This is a genomic window from Aminobacter sp. NyZ550 (genome assembly GCF_025628925.2).
Taxonomy (GTDB): domain Bacteria; phylum Pseudomonadota; class Alphaproteobacteria; order Rhizobiales; family Rhizobiaceae; genus Aminobacter; species Aminobacter ciceronei.
The window spans coordinates 3,356,674-3,375,292 of the sequence record NZ_CP114190.1 but is presented as its reverse complement, the minus strand read 5'-3'; the positions used below and the strand labels follow the sequence as shown (position 1 = coordinate 3,375,292).

Sequence of the window (18,619 nt, the reverse complement as noted above, 5' to 3'; positions counted from 1 at the left end):
CTCATTCTCCTTGCATATTTGTTGCGTGGAAAATGCCAGAACCGACATGAAGCAGCGATGAACGGGCGGTTCAGGCTGGGTTGTGCGCCATTACGGCCGCATCACGCTTGCCGAACGTTCGGCAAAGCTCATGGTGCGAACCGTTTCGGTTTTCTGAGCAACTGGCGAAAAACCCATCTTCTGGTAGAGCGGCAAGGCCGCGGGATGGTCGAGGGTGCAGGTCTGAACCGTCACCTTGTGCGGCCTGTAGGTCCACGCCGCTGCGATCGCAGCCCCCAGGAACCAGCGGCCGATACCCTGCCCGGTGGCGTGTTCCATCATGCCGAAATAGGCGAGTTCAACCTCTTCGGGCAGATGCGGCTTGATGTCCATGAAGCCCGCCGGCGCGCCATCGAGATAAAGCACCCTGATGTCGCGGTCCTCGCGATGCAGACCGGCGGCAAGTTCTTCGTCATTGAGCCTCAGGCTGTTGACCCAATGCCATTTGCGGCCGACGCGGTCGGCGAGATAGCGGTAGTAGTGCAGCGGAATGTCACGCGTCCTCAGAAGCGCGATCTGGCGATTGACCGGCAGCGGCGGCGTGTAAACAGGTGGCGTGTGCATTTCCAGAAAGGTGACCGTCACCTCGATGTTCTCGCTGCGGTCGACGGCCATGCTCATGCTTTCCCCGTCACGACAGGCGTGTCGGACATGCCGCCCCATTCGGTCCAGGAACCATCGTAAAGCCTGACGTCGCCGTGCCCGAGCGACTGAAGCGCAAGCGTGATGACGGCAGCGGTAACGCCCGAACCACAGGAGGTGACGACAGGCTTCGTGAGATCGAGCCCCGCCGCCTCGAGCGTTGCCTTCAGCCGGTCGAGCGGCAGAAGCTCGCCATTCTCCGACAACGTCACCGACGGCACGCTGTGCGCACCCGGCATGTGGCCGGAGCGCAGGCCAGGACGCGGTTCTGGATCCGTGCCCTCGAAGCGTCCGGCAGAACGCGCGTCGGCGATCTGGGCACTGCCCGTGTCGACGATCTTGCGCATCTCGGCCAGCGAAACGACCTTCGAAGCGTCATAGTCGACGTGGAACACGCCGGGCGCGGTCTTGGTCGGCTCGGCGGTCACCGGTCTACCAGCCGCCTTCCAGCGGTCGAAGCCACCGTCGAGAATGTAGACCTGGAACACGCCCATGATCCGGAACATCCACCAGACCCGCGGTGCCGTCTGGAACCCCGGGCCGTCATAGATGACGATGGTGTCGTCCGCTGAAATCCCCATCGAGCCTGCGAAACGTGCAAACAGAGAGGGTGACGGCAGCGTGTGCGGCAGTGCAGAATCCGGATCGACGATCAGGTCCTGGTCGAAGAACACCGCACCCGGGATGTGGGCGGCGTCATATTCGGCGCGCGGGTCGCGTTTCTGCGCCGGCATGTACCAGGAAGCGTCGACGATCGACAGGCCGGGCGTACCTAGCCGCATTTCCAGCCAGTCCGCATCGATGACGAAGGCGCTCTTGTCACTCATGGCAACGTCTCCAGGTTCAATTGGCAGGCATCGCGCCGAAGCGGATGCGGAAGCGGCGGTTTTCCCGCCCCTTCTTTTCGATCTTGCCGATATGGATCTCGCCGATTTCGGCAGTGCTGGCGACATGGGTTCCGCCGCAGGGCTGGCTGTCGACCGAGGCATTGTCGCCGATGCAGACGAGCCTGATCTTGCCGGTGCCGGATGGCGGGCGCACATTCTTGGACTTCACCAACGTCGGATTGGCGGCAAGCTCGGCGTCGGAAATCCAGCTGGTGTAGATCGGATGGTTGGCGCGGACGAGCTCCATCAACCTGGCGGTCACATCTTCCCTCGTGAAGCCAGCGTCGGGGATGTCGAAATCGACGCGCGAATCGTCCTCGCTGACCGACGCTCCGGTGATCGGGTACGGACAGACCACCGTCAACAGATGGCAGGCCGCGTGCATGCGCATCAACAGAAGCCGCCGCGGCCAGTCGATCGCCAGCCTCAACCGCTCGCCAACCTCGGGTACTCCCTGTTCCAGAGCGGGCACATGGATGATCTCGTCCTTGCTTTCACCCGTGATCGTGGCCGCCACAGCGATCCGGCTGCCGTCCTCTCGCACCAGGATGCCGGTGTCGCCGGGCTGGCCGCCCGAGGTCGCATAGAAGATCGTCCGGTCGAGGATAATGCCGCCGCGCTCATTGACGCCGACGACACTGGCCTCGGTCTCGCGGAGATAAGAATCCTCGCGAAACACCGCCTCGGTCGAAAATGCCATCACGCCACCTGCTCGAACGGCACCGAAATGCTGGGCTCGGTCTCCATCCAATCGGGCACAGGCAGGCTCTTGCTACGCAGGAAATCAGGGTTGAACAGCTTGGACTGGTAGCGCGTGCCGAAATCGGCAAGGACCGTCACGATGGTGTGCCCAGGGCCGAGCTGTCTTGCCAGCCGGATCGCGCCGGCAATGTTGATGCCGGTCGAGCCGCCAACGCAGATACCCTCTTCCTGGATCAGCCCGAAGACGATCGGCAATGCTTCCTCATCGGGGATCTGGTACGAAAAATCCGGTGTAAAATCTTCCAGATTGGCGGTGATCCGGCCCTGGCCGATGCCTTCGGTGATCGAACTGCCTTCGGCTTTCAATTCGCCCGAGATGTAGTAGCTGTAGAGCGCAGCACCCAGGGGATCGGCGATGGCGATCTTCACCGCAGCGTTCTTTGCCTTGAGCCCCATCGCAACGCCGGCAAGTGTGCCGCCGGTGCCGACAGCCGAGACAAAACCGTCGACCTTGCCGCCGGTCTGGTGCCAGATCTCCTCGGCCGTGGTGCGGATATGGCCTTCTCGATTGGCGACGTTATCGAACTGATTGGCCCAGATGGCGCCGTTCGGCTCGGTTTTCGCCAGTTGCTCGGCCAGGCGACCGGAAACCTTCACGTAGTTGTTCGGGTTCTTGTAGGGAACGGCCGGAACCTCGATCAGCTCGGCACCGAGCAGGCGAAGCGCATCCTTCTTTTCCTGGCTCTGCGTGTCGGGAATGACGATCACAGTGCGGTAGCCGAGCGCCTTGGCAACGACGGTCAGGCCGATGCCGGTATTGCCGGCCGTGCCTTCGACGATGACACCGCCGGGCCGCAGCAGCCCGCGTTTTTCGGCGTCGCGGATGATGAACAGGCCGGCGCGATCCTTGACCGATTGCCCCGGGTTCATGAACTCGGCCTTGCCGAGTATCTCGCAGCCGGTTTCCTCCGAGGCCCGCTTGAGCCGGATGAGAGGCGTATTGCCGATGGCATCGATCACCGAGCGCATGAAGATTCCTTCCTAATTCGCCTGAGAACCCTAGAAATGTGAGCTCGCGCTTTCAAGGGATGAAATTCTCTGGACCAGTCGCATCCCGACGTCAACGCACGCAAGCTCCCTCCCTGACCAGTCAAGGCACCATCATCACGGTGCTTCCTAAAACAGCCTTTCCATATGCATGCCACCCGGCTAGAGCTACGCAATAGCTACTGCCCAGAGGTTAGAAGTGAGCACATACCGGGCCGACCCGGAACACGGGGTCGCGTGGATTACCGGCGGCAGCACCGGTATTGGCCGCAGCGTGGCCCGCTTGTTGGCAAAACAAGGCTACACGGTTGCCGTCACCGTCCGGGCCAACGACCCGCTCGATACTCTGATCGAGGAAACACGCGGCATGGCCGGAAAGGTGCTGGCCTTTCCCTCCGACGTCACCGACGAGGCTGGAATGGCTGCCGCCGTCGCCGCCATCGAAGCGCAGGCCGGGCCGATCGTGCTCGCGATCTTCAATGCCGGGTCCTACATGCCGGTAACCGGCGAAAACCTGCGCATGGAAGCCTTCCGCCAGAGTTTCGCCGTCAACGTCTTCGGCGTCATCAACGGCCTGGTTCCTGTGATCGAGCGGATGCGCAATCGTGGCCGCGGACATATCGTCTTCATGGGCTCGATCAGTTGTTATTTCGGCTGGCCGACGACGGCCGCCTACGGCGCCACAAAGGCAGCCGTCAACATCATCGCCGAAGCGCTGAAGTTCGACTTCGACAAGATGAACATCCGCACCCAGGTGATGAACCCCGGTTTCATCGACACGCCGCTGACCGAAAAGAGCGCCTATTACATGCCTGCGATGATGCCGGTCGAGGCGGCCGCCGAACGGATCTGCAAGGCGATACGCAAGAGCGGTTTCGAGGTCACCTTCCCACGCCGCCTGACATGGGCAATGAAGCTGTTGTTCCTGCTGCCGCGACCATTGCGCGAAAAGGCGCTGCGCGTTGCCACCCGCTGGAAGATGGAGCCCTTGATCTATCTCAGGCGCTCGAGCTTCGACTGATCCTCGACCACGACCTCGGGCTTTGCGTCACGTGCCCAGAGGTAGATGACGATCGCCGCCCCCAACATCAGCACATAGAACCAGAACAGCGCCGAATAGGCTGCCGTCGGCTGACCCGGCAGCAGATTGGCGGTGACCACTGCGCCTGTCGCGAATTGCATCAGTCCCACGCCGCCGATGGAGAAGAAGTTCATCAGCGTTACGCCCCGCCCAATCAGGTGCGGCGGCAGGAATGCGCGCGCATGCGCCATCAGCAGGCCGTAGGCACCACCAGACACGCCGATGATCACAAAGATGAGCGTGACGGTGGTGACGTCGGTGACGACGTTCAGCGCGAGATAGAGGATCGCCATGAGGCCGATGGTGTTGCCAATGACAGCCACCCACTTGCGGGTGCGGAACATCGTGTCGAGCGGGCCATAGACAAAGGCGCCGGCGACCATGGCGAGCGCCATGAAGAACGTCACCTGCCCGATCAGCAGCGCGTCGGCGCCGTAGACATCGACGAGATAGGGACCGGACCAGAGCCCCCTGATGCCGGTCGTCGGCGCATAATTGATCGCGGTCAGTGGGATGATCGGCCAAAGGACACGCATTCGCAGCAGTTCGAGATAACCGCCGAAACCGATATTGCCCTCTTTCATGTCCTCCGGCGATTTCGGATCACGCACGGCGACCAGCACGGCAAGTGCCGCGGCAATGGTAATGACACCCAGCCCGGCCATAACCGGTCGCCAGCCGAACGCCTCCGCAGCCTGCGCCAGCGGGGCGGCGCCAATGACGTTTCCGGCGGTGCCAAAAGCGACCATCCACGAGGCGAGCACGGCAAAGCGGGCAGTGGAGAAAGTGCGCGCAAATATGAACAGCGATGACATGAGCACCGGCGCGCAACCGATGCCGATCAGCGCCATGGCCGCCGTGACCAACCAGGGAGCAGTTGCCAAGGCAAAGACAAAGGCGCCACCCCCGCCGCCGAGCAAGAGCAGTGTCGAAGCGGTGCGGCGCGGGCCAAACCGGTCGAGTGACACCCCGATGAAAAATTGCGCCAGGGCAAAGGTGATGAAGAAGGCGCCGGAGGCGACGGAGAGTTGCGCCTTGGTGGCACCGAGCTCGGCGGTGAGTGCCGGGGTCAGCACCGCCAGGAAGGAGCGATAGAACTGGGACAGCACATAAGCGATTGCGAGCGTCGCTATTCCGGCCATTCCGTCCCCTCAAACGAAAGGGCGGCCGAAGCACCGCCCCGACCGCCCTAACCTATTCATACAATGCAGCAAATGGACCAGTCAGGCCCGATCTGCTGCACAGATCACGCTGCGCGCGTGTTCGGCTTGCGCGCACCGAAGCGGCGCTTGCCGCCCTTGGGCGCAGCACCCTTCGGAGCGCCGCCAGACTTGCGGTCGCCGCCGCCATGGCCGCCCTTGGGCTTGCCGCCATTGTTGCCACGCGGGCGCTGACCGCTGGGTCGACGCTCGTCGCGCTCGCCGCGATCGTTGGCCGGCGTGAAGCCGCGCGGTTCGCCAGCCGGACGCACCGGATCAGGTTCGCCGAGGTGATCGGCGTCGATAGTCAGCTTCATGCGGATGATGCGCTCGACCTGACGCAACTTGGAGTTTTCCGAAGGATCAACCAGTGTGACCGCGATGCCATTGGCACCGTTGCGGCCAGTACGACCGATACGGTGGACGTAGCTTTCGGCTTCATCAGGCAGATCGAAGTTCACGACGTGGCTGATACCCGGCACGTCGATACCGCGTGCCGCGATATCGGTGGCGACCAGAATGCGAACCTTGCCGGCGCGGAAACCGTTCAGTGCAGCCTGACGTGCGTTCTGCGACTTGTTGCCGTGGATGACGGCGGCGGGGAAACCGTCGCGGTCCAGATCCTTCACGACGCGGTCGGCGCCATGCTTGGTGCGGGCAAAGACCAGGACCGAAGTCATGGCCTCGTCGGCGAGCATCTTTGCCAGGATCTGGCGCTTCTGCTTGGTGCGGGCGAGGATGATGCTCTGGCGGATCTCGGCGGCGGTGGTGCTCTGCGGGGCAACCTCGACGCGGATCGGATCCTTGAGCAGGCCCTGGGCGAGTTCGGCGATCTCCTGAGGCATGGTTGCCGAAAACAGGGCTGTCTGACGGTTGCGCGACGTTGCCTTGGCGATGCGCTTGACGTCATTGATGAAGCCCATGTCGAGCATGCGGTCGGCCTCGTCGAGGACAAGCCATTCGGTGTCGGCCAGAACGAGGTCGCCTTCGCGGACGAGGTCGGTCAGGCGGCCCGGCGTGGCAATCAGCACGTCGACGCCCGGCGCGATCTTCTTGACCTGCGAGAAACGCGACACGCCGCCGAGGACCAGCGCGGTCGAGACGTGCGCGCCCTTGGCGAGCACCTTGATAGTGTCTTCGATCTGCACGGCGAGTTCACGCGTCGGCGCAAGGATCAGCGCACGCGCCGTCTTGGGTCGACGCTTGGTGCCGAGCGCCATGATCTTGGACAGGATCGGCAGCGAGAAGGCCGCAGTCTTGCCTGAACCGGTCTGGGCGATGCCGAGGATGTCGCGGCCAGCCAGCTGCGCCGGGATCGACTCGATCTGGATCGGCTTCGGCTCGTTGAACCCGGCCAACTGGGTCGCCTTGAGCAGCGCGCCGGTAATGCCGAGTTTGGCGAAGCCGTTCAGCTCCGCATTGTTTTCATTCGTCAATATCTTCTTCTTTCGTGCGACGGCTATCCGCCACAAACAACAATGGCGGCAGGGCGCAACCTGCCGGCCTGAATCTCTCGTGAAACGACAAGGCGGCGGACGACTGTCCGCTCGGCTGCGCTGTCGTGCCCGCTGGCCTCATGCCGCGGGTCTATTCCGCCGCCTGCCGTTACCGGCAAGGGTGAAAACAGACGCAACCAGTCTCTCTAGTGAGAAAGCCGTAAGCCCGGCCCAAGCGCCTATGACGCCGCATATGGATGATTTGGGAGGAAAATGCAAGCCGCCAATGCTGCATCGCAACATTCCAGCTTGGCAGCGTAATGCCGGCTCCGGCCTCAGGCGTTGGCGACAACTTCGTTGAGCGCGTCCAGATCGACGTAGAAAATCCGGGTAATGGCGATGATCAGCTCGTCCCCCAGGTATCCATATGACTTCAGGATGCTGACCGCGGTGAGTATGTCGACCGGCTCGGTCAGACGCCTCTTCATGCTTTCCTCGACAAACTGTTCCAACTGGCTGTTCCCTTGTCGATTGCCCAGACGCAACGAACACAGACCAGAACGCTCGATAAGAGGTATGGATCGCAGCTTGCGCGGAACTTGCCGGCACCGCCGGACAACCACTCATCGATCGGGAACGCGGGAAACGGTCGACTCACAAGGCCATCATCAGGTTAGCACAGCCGCATATCCATGCTACCTCAGGGACGATCAGGCTCCGCCTCGACCCTTGATGTGCCGATCGCAACGTCGAGGGCAAGCCGGACCATGTCGGAGAACAGCTCCTGGCGCTCGGACGCATCCGTATCCTCGCCATTGACGAGGCTGTCGACAACCGTGCAGATCGACAGCGCCTTGGCTCTGAAGCGCGCGGCGATCGTGTACAGCGCGTTTGTCTCCATATCGACCGCCAGCGCGCCATGGGCACGCACTCCGGCAAAACGCCCGAGCACATCGGGATGATAAAACACGTCGCTCGAGGCCGTCTGGCCGACATAATGGATGATGCCCATTTCGACTGCCCGCCGGGCAGCCCGGCACAACAGCTCGAAGTCGGCGCTCGGCGCGTAGTCGTAGACACCGAAAAGCTGGCGATTGATGGCGCTGTCGCTGCTCGACGATTGTGAAATGACCAGACTGCGCAGCTTGACATGGTCGGCTAGGCCGCCGCAGGTGCCGACGCGGATCAGTGTCCGTGCGCCATAGGTTTCAAGCAGCTCATGAGCATAGATGGCGAGCGAAGGCGCACCTATGCCTGTCGTGTGCAGGCTGATTGGACTGCCGCGATAGCGGCCGGTATAGGCGAGTGCCCCACGCACCCGGTTTATGCAGCGGACATCCTCAAGGAAGGTGGCAGCGATCCATTCGGTACGCTGGGGATCGCCCGGCAGTAGAACGGTTTCGGCGTAGTCGCCTCGTTTCGCCTCATTATGCGGCGTGGTCTGCATCTGTCACCCCCGACGACGCTTCCCCGCATGATGGCATGATCAGCACATACGGGAAAGCTAATAGAAAGTCGGGCAGGACTGACACTGGCTGTACACGATGCCTAGCCTTCTAGCACCTCTTTGACGACGGTCGCCAGTTGCTTGAGAGAGAACGGCTTGGGCAGGAAGCCGAACTGCGCATCCGCCGGCAGGTTCTTGGCAAAGGCGTCTTCGGCATAACCTGATACAAATACGAAGCGGATGTCGGGCTGACGTTTGCGCAGTTCGCCAAGCAGTGTCGGCCCGTCCATCTCGGGCATCACAACGTCCGAGACGACGATGTCGATCTGGCCCTTGAGCTCGTCGAAAATCTCGAGCGCCTCGACGCCCGACGACGCCTCATGCACGGTGTAGCCGCGCGACGTCAGCGCCCTCACCCCGCCCATGCGCACGGCATCCTCGTCCTCGACCAGAAGAACGGTTGCCGAACCGGAAAGGTCCTTGGCGCCATTGGCCTGTGCTGCTTCCGGCTGTTTCGGGGCCGCAGTCACGGCAATCTCGCCGTCCGCCTTTGGCTCCTCGACCGGCATTGGCTTGGCGACATGGCGCGGCAGGAAGATGCGGAACACGGTTCCCTTGCCGACCTCGGAATCGCAGTAGATGAAACCGCCGGTCTGCTTGATGATGCCGTAGACCATCGAGAGGCCCAGGCCGGTGCCCTTGCCGACTTCCTTGGTGGTGAAGAACGGCTCGAAAATCTTCTTCAGAACCTCGGGCGCGATGCCGCTGCCGGTGTCCTCGACCTCGACCACGACATAGTCGGCAGGCACCATCTCACGATAGCCATAGGCCTTGCACTCGTCGGCAGGCACGTTCTTGGTGCGGATCATCAGGTCGCCGCCGTCGGGCATCGCGTCGCGCGCATTGACGGCGAGGTTGACCACCACCTGCTCGAACTGGCCGATATCGGCGCGGACCGGCCACAGATCGCGGCCATGATCGATCTTGAGTTTGATGCTGTTGCCGACCAGGCGCGCCACCAGCGTGCGCAGGTCGGCGAGCACGTCGGTAAGGCTCAGCACTTCGGGGCGCAGCGTCTGCTTGCGCGAGAACGCCAGCAGTTGCCTGACCAGAGAAGCGGCGCGGTTGGCATTCTGCTTGATGTTCATGATGTCGGGGAAAGACGGATCCGACGGACGATGGTTGGTCAGCAACAGGTCCGACGCCATGATGATGGCGGTAAGCACGTTGTTGAAGTCATGCGCAATGCCGCCGGCGAGTTGTCCCACCGCCTGCATCTTCTGGCTCTGCGCCATCTGGTTTTCGAGCGCTTTCTGCTCGGTGGTCTCGACCGCATAGACGATCGCCGCCTCTTCGGCGCCCTCGGCATCCGATCCGTCGGCAACCGCATTGACGTAGAAGCGCATATGGCGCTCCTCATTGTCGGGCATCACGGTGTCGATGGGCGCAATATCGGCCTGCCGCTGATGAGCCTTCTCGAGAGCGGCCGCGAAAGCTGCTCGGTCGCGATCGTGGATGACGGTGTCGAGACGGACCTTGCGGTCGACGGCATCCCGATCGACGACAGACGAAAACAGCGACAGGAACGGTGCATTGGTGCGCAGAATGCGGCCATTGTGGTCAACGCCGGCGATCGCCATCGGCGTCGAATTGAAGAAGCGCGTGAAGCGCACCTCCGAAGCACGCAATTGTGCGGAAGAGTCCTCGCCCTGGGTGCGATTAAGCACAATCGTGCGCGTCGGCCCGTTGACGCCTTCGCGGCTTGCCGAGACGCGGTGCATGAATCGCACCGGCAAGGCCTCGCCCGCGATGGTCGCAAGATCGAGATCGATGACGGCGTTGCGCGTGGTTCCCGGATCGGCCTTGACCGAGCGGACTAGCGCCATGCCGTCGCCGGCGACGACCTCGTCGAGCGTGACGGCGCCGGGCGTGAAGCTTGCCAGGTCGATGCCCAGCCATTCGGCCAGCGTCGCGTTGACATAGGTGATGCGGCCGTCCTGGTCGGCAGAGAAGAACCCTGCCGGGGCATGGTCGAGGTGATCGATGGCCTGCTGCAGATCGAGAAAGAAGCGCTCCTGCTCGGCTCTTTCTGGAGAAATATCGGCCAGTTGCCAGGCGTTTAGCGGCTGGCGCTGGCTGGGCACCGTGAAAGCGCGTGCCCGCACGCGGTACCAGCGCGCGCCGGGAGCTGCACCTGGGCGAATGGATTGTGCGAGGCGGAACTCGCCATCGTTGGCTTCGCCGTCACGCAGGCCGGACGCGAGCTGCGAGATCGTCGATGACGCTTCGGGCACGTCCGACAGCAGGCCCTCGACAGTCTTCAGGTCCGTGGCGGTCGTAGCCCCGGTCATATCGGCATAAGCGCGGTTGGCGTAGACGACGCGGCCCTTGGCGTCGGTAAGCACCAGGCCTTGCGACATCGAGTCGACAAATGCCTTGGAAAGCCCGTCGGCCGGCGAACGCGGTGCGATCTGGACGAAGCCGATGGCGGTCGCGAAGAGGTAGCCGACGCCGACCATCGCAAGCACGCCGAGCATGCCCATCAGGAACGGGTCGCCGAGCCTCTCGCGAAAGATGCCGAAGACGATTGCCGCCACCGTCAACACGACGATAAAGATGATCAGCCGGGTGATGGCATCGGGGCGCGCTGCCTGATCCACAATCGGAACCGGATAGAAGTCGTTGCGCGTTTCCTTGGCCATGCCCCTGCGAGTCTCTCCGGCTCCTTCGTATTGGAGCGGTTGAATCACATTCTCCTTACCGGGAAAAGGCCTAGCCACAAAAAGGCGGTGCAAGCCCGGGGCAAGATCATGCGCTTAGCGTCAATCGTGCCTGTAATGCGCGATGGCAACTTGCCGGGCGCGACAGCTAAGGTTTAGTGTCGCGCGGGGCGGCGACGGGGGTAAGACATGTTTGAATGGCTCGATAGCGTAGCAGGACCTGGATACACGGCGGCGGTGCTGTGGACCTTCGCCGCCCTCGTGCTGCTGGTCATCGTGCTCGTCATCGTAAAGCTGGTCCGCAGCCTGACTTTCGGCACCTTCGTTGCCGGCGGCAGGAACAGGAAGACGCGTCTCGCCGTAATGGACGCGACCGCCATCGACAGCCAGCGGCGGCTCGTTCTGGTGCGCCGCGACGACATCGAACACCTGCTGCTGATCGGCGGGCCGACCGACGTGGTGGTCGAAACCGATATCCGCATGACCGCGCCGCGGCGCCCGGCACTGACCGGCACCGAAGGTGCGCAACAAGCGCCCCAGGCGCCTCGTCCCCAGCAGAGCCCGCAGCAGCCAGCCCCTCGCCCGGCAACGCCAGCGACTGCCAGGTCGCAACAGCAGCAGGCACCAGCGCCGGTCCAGTCACGCCCGGCGCCGCCCAAGATGCCCTTGGCTTCGGCACCGCTGGTCACGAACAGCCCGGATCCCAAAACCTATGTTGCGCCAACCTACTCGGCTCCGGCGCGACCTGCACCTGCGCCCGTGGCGGCACCATCGCCGCGCGACCTCATCGACGACACGCTGATGAAGGAGCTCGAAGTGTCGCTCGACGACAAGCCGCAAGCCAAACCGGCAAAGCTTGTGGATCCATCGCTCGATGACGAAATGGCCAAGCTGCTTGGCGAACTTACCAGTCACAAGCGGTAAGCTTGACCGACGATCTTGTATGCGGACAAGAAAAAAGGCCGCCCGAAGGCGGCCGTCAGACTGCTGACGAACCCCTGGCGAGAGTTGGGGGTTTGTGATTCAGTGGGTGATGTTGAAGCGAGCCGGCCCTGAACAAACCGCACTTGAGATCGTCACGCTCGATCAACTGGTTCCAGTTGATCACCTTCTGCGCAAGATCGATGGTGTTATCGATTTCTCGTTCATCCACGATCTGACAGCGCCGCTTTACTGCGCCGACAATGGTCGCCCGCCACTTGATCCGACCTTGATGTTCAAGGCGCTGTTCATCGGCTACCTGTTCGGGGTGCGCTCGGAGCGGCAATTGGTGCGAGAGATCGAGGTCAATGTCGCCTACCGGTGGTTCCTGCGGCTGAAGCTGACGGACAAGGTGTTCGACGCCTCGACATTGTCGCAGAACCGACGCCGGCGCTACCAGGACGAGACGATCGCGCAGGCGATCTTCGACCGCATTGTCGAGCAGGCGATCGGGGCAGGCTTGGTCGACGGCACGGTGCTCTACACCGACAGCACGCACCTGAAGGCCAATGCCAACAAGGGCAAGTACGACCTTGCCATGGTCGCCAAGTCGCGTGCCGACTACTGGGGCGAGCTCGACCGGGCGATCGATGCCGAACGGGCGTTGCACGGCCAGAAGGCGCTGAAGGAGCAGGAGCGGCAGCCTGCGGTGAAAGAGACGAAGGTCTCGCGCACCGATCCTGAGGCTGGCTATATGGTGCGCGAGGGCAAGCCGAAGGGCTTCTTTTATCTCGATCACCGCACGGTGGATGGCGGCTTCGGCATCATCACCGACACGTTTGCCACGCCGGCCAACGTGCATGACTCGATCGTCTATCTCGACCGGCTCGACCGCCAGGTGGAGCGTTTCGGCTTCGACGTCACGGCGGCGGGGCTGGATGCCGGCTATGCCACGCCAGGCATCGCCAAGGGCCTGGAGGACAGGAACATCCACGGTGTCGTCGGCTATCGCAACCCGACCCGGCCAAAGCCTGGCAAGATGAGGAAGGGCGCTTTCGTCCATGAGCCGGACCTTGACGGCTATCGTTGCCCGCAGGGCCAGTTGCTCACTTACGCCACCACCGATCGCGGCGGTTATCGCCACTACAGGAGCGACCCGACGATCTGCCGCAACTGTCCGCTGCTGGCGTCTTGCACATCAAACGCCAAGGCCGAGCGCACCATCACGCGCCATGTCTGGCAGGATGTCCGCGAGCGGGTCGATGCCAACCGCTTAACCGCATGGGGCAAGGCGATCTATCGACGCCGCAAGGAGACGGTCGAGCGATCCTTCGCCGATGCCAAGCAGCTCTTCGGCCATCGCTATGCCCGCTTCCGAGGGCGAACACGCGTCGCCTGCCAGTGCCTGATCGCAGCCGCCGCCCAGAACATGAAAAAGATCGCAATCAGCCTCTGGCCAAAGCCAGAACCAAGCCTCGCATGAGGCCAAAGCCGGCTCGCAACGGCCTTGGCATCTGCCCCCCGACATCAATCCAAAAAAGCTCAATCAACCCACAAAACAAAACCCCGCCGAAATTCGACGGGGTTTGTCAGCAGTCTGAGGCGGCCTAAGTGTCGTTTCCAAGAAGGTTGTTCAGTCTTTGGAACGGGCTGATGCCTCCAAGGGCCGAGTGTGGGCGTGCCAGGTTGTAGTTGGCTGCCCATTGGTGAATGGCCTTGGCGCGTTCGTTCGATGAGGCGTATGGCCTGGCATAGGCGCATTCGCGCAGCGAAGTCTGGATGAAGCGCTCGGCCTTGCCGTTGGTGCGCGGGGTGTAGGGCCTTGTGCGGATGTGTCGGGCACCGGCACCTTGGAGTGCCTGGGCGAACAGTTTGGAGCGATACGCCGAGCCGTTGTCGGTCATCACCCGCTCAACCCTGGCGCCCAGCCTGGCGTACCAGGCCAGTGCCCGGTTGAGGAACCCGGTGGCATCATCCCGGCCCAGGCTGGGCAGCAGTTCGACATAGGCGAGGCGCGAGGCATCGTCGATGGCGACATGCAGGTGTTCGTAGCCGATGCCTCGGGCGCGATGATGGCCTTGGTGCTGACCCGTGATCCGATGGCCAACGCCGTCGATACGGCCCAGGGTCTTGATGTCGATATGGATCAGTTCGCCCGGCCGCTGCCGCTCGTAGCGCAACACCGGGGGCCGGGGATCGAGCCAGGCCAGCCGGTTCAGTCCTAGCCGGCGCAGCACAAGGCCCACCGTCGAGCGCGCCAGGCCCAAGGACCGGGCAATTGCCGGCCCGGTCATGCGCTGGCGCCGCAACTGCTCGATCCGCGACACCTGCATGGCTGCCAGCCGATGCCGGCAGCGGTGCGGCGCCGAACTGCGATCGTGCAGAACCCGGTCGCCGGCCCGGTAGCGGTCGAGCCAGCGATAAGCCGTTCGTTCCGAAACCCCGGCCGAACCGGCAGCACGCCGCACGCTCCAGCCCTGTTCAATTCGTTGCACCAAAAGCACTCGACCTGACGGCGTCAGACGCGCATTCTTATGGACGTTCATTCGGGGAGCTCCACTGAAGGTTGGTTGGCTTCGCAACCCCAGCTTCTCAGTCCCTCCTCGAATGAACAACCTTCATAGCTTCGACACCTAAGCCGCCTTTTTCGTTTCTGCCATTCCGCGATCAGTCGTCGCGATAGACTTTTTCGCGGCGCTCGTGACGCTCCTGAGCCTCAATCGACAGCGTAGCGATCGGACGTGCGTCCAGTCGCTTCAGCGAAATCGGTTCACCTGTCTCCTCGCAATAGCCGTAGGTACCCTCGTCAATCCTCTGCAGGGCAGAGTCGATCTTGGAGATCAACTTGCGTTGCCGGTCGCGTGCCCTGAGTTCAATGGCACGGTCGGTCTCGGACGATGCGCGGTCGGCAAGATCCGGATGGTTGGCATTTTCCTGCTGAAGTATTTCGAGGGTTTCGCGAGCTTCGCGGAGGATGTCGTTCTTCCAGGCAACCAACTTAGCTCTGAAGTAAGACTTTTGCCGTTCGTTCATGAACGGCTCCTCATCGGAGGGCACGTAGCCAAGAGTAACGGTATCGTTCATTCGACTCACCCGACAACCCCGTTTTGGCGCCTATATATTCGCGGGCCAAGCCCCACACAAGCGTATTCATCGAAAAGTTTGCGCCGCCCACAATGTCGTGATTCGGACGTGGCAAGCGCGCAACTCTCTCCTCAAGAAACGCGCAATGGCATCGTCCGGTTGCAAGCGGCCTGACGCTTGGCTACATCCAGAGATGACAAGTTGGCGCAGGCTCGTCGCGAGATCGGGCTTCCAGGAGCAACATTTGGGAAAGCTCTACCTTCTCCGACACGCCAAGGCCGGCTGGGCCCTGCCCGGCGTCAGGGATTTCGACCGGCCGCTCGACGCCACCGGCATCGCGGACGCCGAAGCCACCGGCACGGCAATGCGCGCCAACGGCTATGTGCCGGAACTCACACTCTGCTCCAACGCCCGGCGCGCCCGCGAAACCCTGGAGGGCCTCGCCGGCCACGCGGACACCGGCCGGGTCGTCTTCACCGACGACCTCTACAGCGCCGACGCCGCGGGCTATTTCGACAAGATCCGCGAAAATGGCAGGCACGGCTCGATCCTGGTCATCGGCCACAACCCGATGATGGAAGACCTCGCCATGGCTGTTTCAGGCGATGGCGACCAAGCGGCGCTGCATACGCTGCAGACCGGTTTCCCGACCTCGGGCCTGGCCGTGATCCGCTTCGAAGGCGAGCTTTCCGGAGCCGAACTCGGCAATGGCTATCTCGAGGCGTTTCTGACGCCTGCCGATCTTTGAAACCGTCCGATCTTTGAAACCGGCCGCCATTTCAAATCCCTGCAGCGGCACCTATATCCGGCGCGACCGCATGGGGATCGACGATTGGCGTCTCTGACCACCTTCACCGATGAGGCGCGCATTGCGCTCGACACGTTTTCCGGACGTGCCGCGGGACTTTTCTCGCCGTCTCTGCGGCTCGGAGTGACCGGGTTGTCGCGGGCCGGCAAGACCGTTTTCATCACGTCCTTCGTCCACAATCTGATCCATGGCGGCCGGCTGCCGCTGTTCGAGGCACAGAAATCGGGGCGCATTTCACGCGCTTTCCTCGAAGAACAGCCTGACGACGCCGTGCCTCGCTTCCAGTATGAGGATCATGTTTCGGCCCTCGTCGACCAGCGCATCTGGCCGGATTCGACCCGCGCGATTTCGGAACTCAGGCTGACCATAGAATTCGAGTCGGCTTCCGGCTGGAACCGCATGTTTTCAGCTGGAAAACTGTCGGTGGACCTCGTCGACTATCCGGGCGAATGGCTGCTCGACCTGCCGCTGCTCGGCAAGAGCTACGATGATTTCTCCCGGGAGGCGTTCGAGCTCGCACGCCTGCCGGTTCGTGCCGACCTGTCGGAAGCCTGGCGTGAGCTTGCCGCCACGGTGAAGCCCGAGGCGGATGCCGACGAGATGACGGCCCGGCGGCTGTTCGAGAGTTTTGCCGCCTATCTCAAGGCCTGCAAGGACGGCGAGCGCGCGCTGTCGACGCTGCCGCCCGGCCGGTTCCTGATGCCCGGCGACCTCGAGGGATCACCAGCGCTGACCTTCGCCCCGCTTCCCGGCCTCAGCCAGCGGGCGCGGCCCGGCTCGCTGCACGCGATGATGGAAAGGCGCTACGAGGCCTACAAGACGCATGTGGTGAAGCCGTTCTTCCGCGAACATATCGCGCGGCTCGACCGCCAGATCGTGCTGATCGACGCGATGCAGGCACTGAACGCCGGCCCCGGCGCCATCGCCGACCTCGAGCGCGCGGTGACCGAAATCCTCGCCTGCTTCCGGCCGGGCCGGGGCAATATCCTGACCGACCTGTTCTCGCGACGCATCGACCGCATCCTGGTTGCAGCGACCAAGGCGGATCACCTGCATCACGAGAGCCACGACCGGCTGCAGTCGATCGTGCGCCGGCTCACCGACCGCGCCGTGGCACGCGCCAACCTCTCCGGTGCCGAGGTCGACGTGCTGGCGCTTGCCGCCGTCCGCGCCACCCGCGAAGGCACCGTCAAGCAAGGTCGCGAGACACTGCCCGTCATCATCGGGACCCCGATCGAAGGCGAGACGATCGGCAAGGAACGCTTCGACGGCAACAGTGAAACTGCCATATTTCCCGGGGACTTACCTGACAAGGCTGATGTCGTGTTCCAGGATTTCGGCACCAATCACCGCCAGGATGCGAATGATCCGACGATCCGTTTCGTGCGCTTCCGCCCGCCCCGGCTGGAGCGCACGGCCGAAGGCGTGACGCTGTCGCTGCCGCACATCCGGCTCGACCGCGCGCTGCAATTCCTCATCGGAGACCATCTCGCATGAGCGCTCCCCGAAAACCCGCGGCCTTTCGCATCGAGCCGGAACCGGTAACGGAAGAGACAGCCGTCCGTGCGCCGTCGGCGGCGGCACCACGCAAGCCGCGCGCGCTGGCAGCCGAAGCCGCTGTGGTGACGCCAGCCGAGTTCGATGTCTTCGACGAGGCGGATATTGCTGCGGCCGAACCACCACCCGCAACCGCCCCAAGGCGCAGGTCCCGCATCGGCGCGATCTTCCTTACCGCCTTCGGCATCCTGATCTCGCTCGGCGTCGGGCTCTGGACCGACAGGCTGATCCGCGACCTGTTCTCGCGCGCCGACTGGCTCGGCTGGCTGGCGGTGGCCGTCGCAGGCATCGCGGCATCGGCGCTTGTGGTGATCCTCGCCCGCGAGCTTCTGGCAGTGTTCCGGCTGGCCTCTGTCGAGCGCCTGCGCAACCGGGCGACTGACGCCATTGCGCGCAACGATCCGGCCGCAGCTCGCAACGTCGTCGACGAATTGTCGAACCTCTTGTCGTCGAAGCCTGAAACGGCGGCGGGCCGGCGCGCGCTCGCCGACCTGCGCGGCGAAGTGATCGACGGCGCCGATCTCGTGCGGCTCGCCGAAGCCGAAATACTGACACCGCTCGACGCGCAAGCGAAGATTCTCATCCTCGACGCCGCCAAGCGTGTGTCGCTGGTAACCGCTGTCAGCCCGCGTGCGCTGGTCGATATCGCCTATGTCGTGTTCGAGGCCGGACGTCTGATCCGGCGCCTGTCTGAACTCTATGGCGGCAGGCCCGGCACGCTCGGCTTCTTCCGGCTTGCCCGTTCGGCCCTTGCCCATCTCGCCGTTACCGGCTCGATTGCCGTCGGCGACAGTTTCGTCCAGCAGCTTGTCGGCCACGGCCTTGCCGCCAAGGTCTCGGCCAAGCTCGGCGAAGGCGTGGTCAACGGCATGATGACGGCCCGCATCGGCATCGCCGCGATGGAAACGGCACGGCCCCTGCCCTTTGCCGCGGTCAAGCGCCCCGGCATAGGCGATTTCCTGGCTGCGCTGACCACCTTCGCGACCAAGGACAAGGGCGCCGAAAAGGTCAAATAGACGAAGCATTAACCATTCTTGGTCATGGTCCTC

General features: G+C 63.1%; 17 protein-coding genes. 6 read left to right on the top strand and 11 right to left on the bottom strand.

The window, feature by feature from the left end; genetic code table 11:
* Nucleotides 1-90: 90 nt before the first annotated feature.
* The 4 genes from N7E70_RS16740 to N7E70_RS16725 are packed head-to-tail and all read right to left on the bottom strand — an operon-like array spanning nucleotide 91 to nucleotide 3,299.
* Complete coding sequence (locus tag N7E70_RS16740; RefSeq protein ID WP_067961801.1) at nucleotides 91-654, bottom strand: GNAT family N-acetyltransferase; 564 nt, start codon at nucleotides 652-654, stop codon at nucleotides 91-93.
* Between the two features lie 2 nt (nucleotides 655-656).
* Nucleotides 657-1,508 (bottom strand): 3-mercaptopyruvate sulfurtransferase, encoded by an 852-nt coding sequence (gene sseA / locus N7E70_RS16735; RefSeq protein ID WP_067961799.1) that lies wholly within the window; start codon nucleotides 1,506-1,508, stop codon nucleotides 657-659.
* A 16-nt stretch (nucleotides 1,509-1,524) separates the two neighbouring features.
* Nucleotides 1,525-2,268 carry an alanyl-tRNA editing protein gene (locus N7E70_RS16730; protein ID WP_263007027.1) on the bottom strand — a complete coding sequence of 248 codons (744 nt, stop codon included), beginning with the start codon at nucleotides 2,266-2,268 and terminating at the stop codon, nucleotides 1,525-1,527.
* Nucleotides 2,268-3,299, bottom strand: coding sequence for a cysteine synthase A (locus tag N7E70_RS16725; RefSeq protein WP_263007026.1), 1,032 nt, complete (start codon nucleotides 3,297-3,299; stop codon nucleotides 2,268-2,270). The genes N7E70_RS16730 and N7E70_RS16725 overlap by 1 nt, the downstream gene beginning before the upstream one ends.
* Before the next feature lie 217 nt (nucleotides 3,300-3,516).
* On the opposite strand from N7E70_RS16725, the gene N7E70_RS16720 reads away from it, so the two are divergent.
* Nucleotides 3,517-4,338 (top strand): SDR family NAD(P)-dependent oxidoreductase, encoded by an 822-nt coding sequence (locus N7E70_RS16720; protein WP_192316314.1) that lies wholly within the window; start codon nucleotides 3,517-3,519, stop codon nucleotides 4,336-4,338.
* Here the strand turns inward: N7E70_RS16720 and N7E70_RS16715 are convergent.
* From N7E70_RS16715 to cckA, 5 genes are all read right to left on the bottom strand, one after another.
* Nucleotides 4,311-5,540, bottom strand: a complete 1,230-nt coding sequence (locus tag N7E70_RS16715) for an MFS transporter (RefSeq protein ID WP_067961791.1) — start codon at nucleotides 5,538-5,540, stop codon at nucleotides 4,311-4,313. The genes N7E70_RS16720 and N7E70_RS16715 overlap by 28 nt on opposite strands.
* Nucleotides 5,541-5,644: 104 nt before the next feature.
* Nucleotides 5,645-7,033, bottom strand: a complete 1,389-nt coding sequence (locus N7E70_RS16710; RefSeq protein WP_263007025.1) for a DEAD/DEAH box helicase — start codon at nucleotides 7,031-7,033, stop codon at nucleotides 5,645-5,647.
* A 335-nt stretch (nucleotides 7,034-7,368) separates the two neighbouring features.
* A complete protein-coding gene (locus tag N7E70_RS16705; RefSeq protein WP_182585841.1) occupies nucleotides 7,369-7,545 on the bottom strand; it encodes a hypothetical protein in 177 nt (58 codons plus the stop codon).
* 188 nt (nucleotides 7,546-7,733) lie between these two features.
* Nucleotides 7,734-8,480, bottom strand: coding sequence for a purine-nucleoside phosphorylase (deoD, locus tag N7E70_RS16700; RefSeq protein ID WP_263007024.1), 747 nt, complete (start codon nucleotides 8,478-8,480; stop codon nucleotides 7,734-7,736).
* A gap of 101 nt (nucleotides 8,481-8,581) precedes the next feature.
* Nucleotides 8,582-11,182, bottom strand: a complete 2,601-nt coding sequence (cckA, locus tag N7E70_RS16695; protein WP_067961785.1) for a cell cycle histidine kinase CckA — start codon at nucleotides 11,180-11,182, stop codon at nucleotides 8,582-8,584.
* A 207-nt stretch (nucleotides 11,183-11,389) separates the two neighbouring features.
* Between cckA and N7E70_RS16690 the strand changes: the two genes are divergently transcribed.
* Entirely contained in the window at nucleotides 11,390-12,124 is a 735-nt protein-coding gene (locus tag N7E70_RS16690; protein ID WP_263007023.1) for a flagellar biosynthetic protein FliO, read from the top strand.
* 109 nt (nucleotides 12,125-12,233) lie between these two features.
* Nucleotides 12,234-13,604 carry an IS1182 family transposase gene (locus N7E70_RS16685; RefSeq protein ID WP_185910322.1) on the top strand — a complete coding sequence of 457 codons (1,371 nt, stop codon included), beginning with the start codon at nucleotides 12,234-12,236 and terminating at the stop codon, nucleotides 13,602-13,604.
* Between the two features lie 124 nt (nucleotides 13,605-13,728).
* Here the strand turns inward: N7E70_RS16685 and N7E70_RS16680 are convergent, their stop codons facing one another.
* Nucleotides 13,729-14,667: an IS481 family transposase gene (locus tag N7E70_RS16680; RefSeq protein WP_263006507.1), complete on the bottom strand. Its 939-nt coding sequence runs from the start codon at nucleotides 14,665-14,667 to the stop codon at nucleotides 13,729-13,731.
* Nucleotides 14,668-14,788: 121 nt separating this feature from the next.
* Nucleotides 14,789-15,205, bottom strand: coding sequence for an RNA polymerase-binding protein DksA (gene dksA, locus N7E70_RS16675; RefSeq protein WP_067961780.1), 417 nt, complete (start codon nucleotides 15,203-15,205; stop codon nucleotides 14,789-14,791).
* Nucleotides 15,206-15,449: 244 nt separating this feature from the next.
* Here dksA and N7E70_RS16670 point away from each other — a divergent pair, with 244 nt between their 5' ends.
* The 3 genes from N7E70_RS16670 to N7E70_RS16660 all read left to right on the top strand — a co-directional run bounded on the left by N7E70_RS16670 (nucleotide 15,450) and on the right by N7E70_RS16660 (nucleotide 18,586).
* Nucleotides 15,450-15,953 carry a SixA phosphatase family protein gene (locus N7E70_RS16670; RefSeq protein ID WP_067961778.1) on the top strand — a complete coding sequence of 168 codons (504 nt, stop codon included), beginning with the start codon at nucleotides 15,450-15,452 and terminating at the stop codon, nucleotides 15,951-15,953.
* A gap of 84 nt (nucleotides 15,954-16,037) precedes the next feature.
* Nucleotides 16,038-17,510, top strand: coding sequence for a YcjX family protein (locus N7E70_RS16665; RefSeq protein ID WP_263007022.1), 1,473 nt, complete (start codon nucleotides 16,038-16,040; stop codon nucleotides 17,508-17,510).
* The gene (locus N7E70_RS16660; RefSeq protein ID WP_263007021.1) at nucleotides 17,507-18,586 is read left to right on the top strand and encodes a YcjF family protein; all 1,080 of its coding nucleotides are present in this window, start codon (nucleotides 17,507-17,509) and stop codon (nucleotides 18,584-18,586) included. The genes N7E70_RS16665 and N7E70_RS16660 overlap by 4 nt, the downstream gene beginning before the upstream one ends.
* The last annotated feature ends 33 nt before the right edge of the window (nucleotides 18,587-18,619 follow it).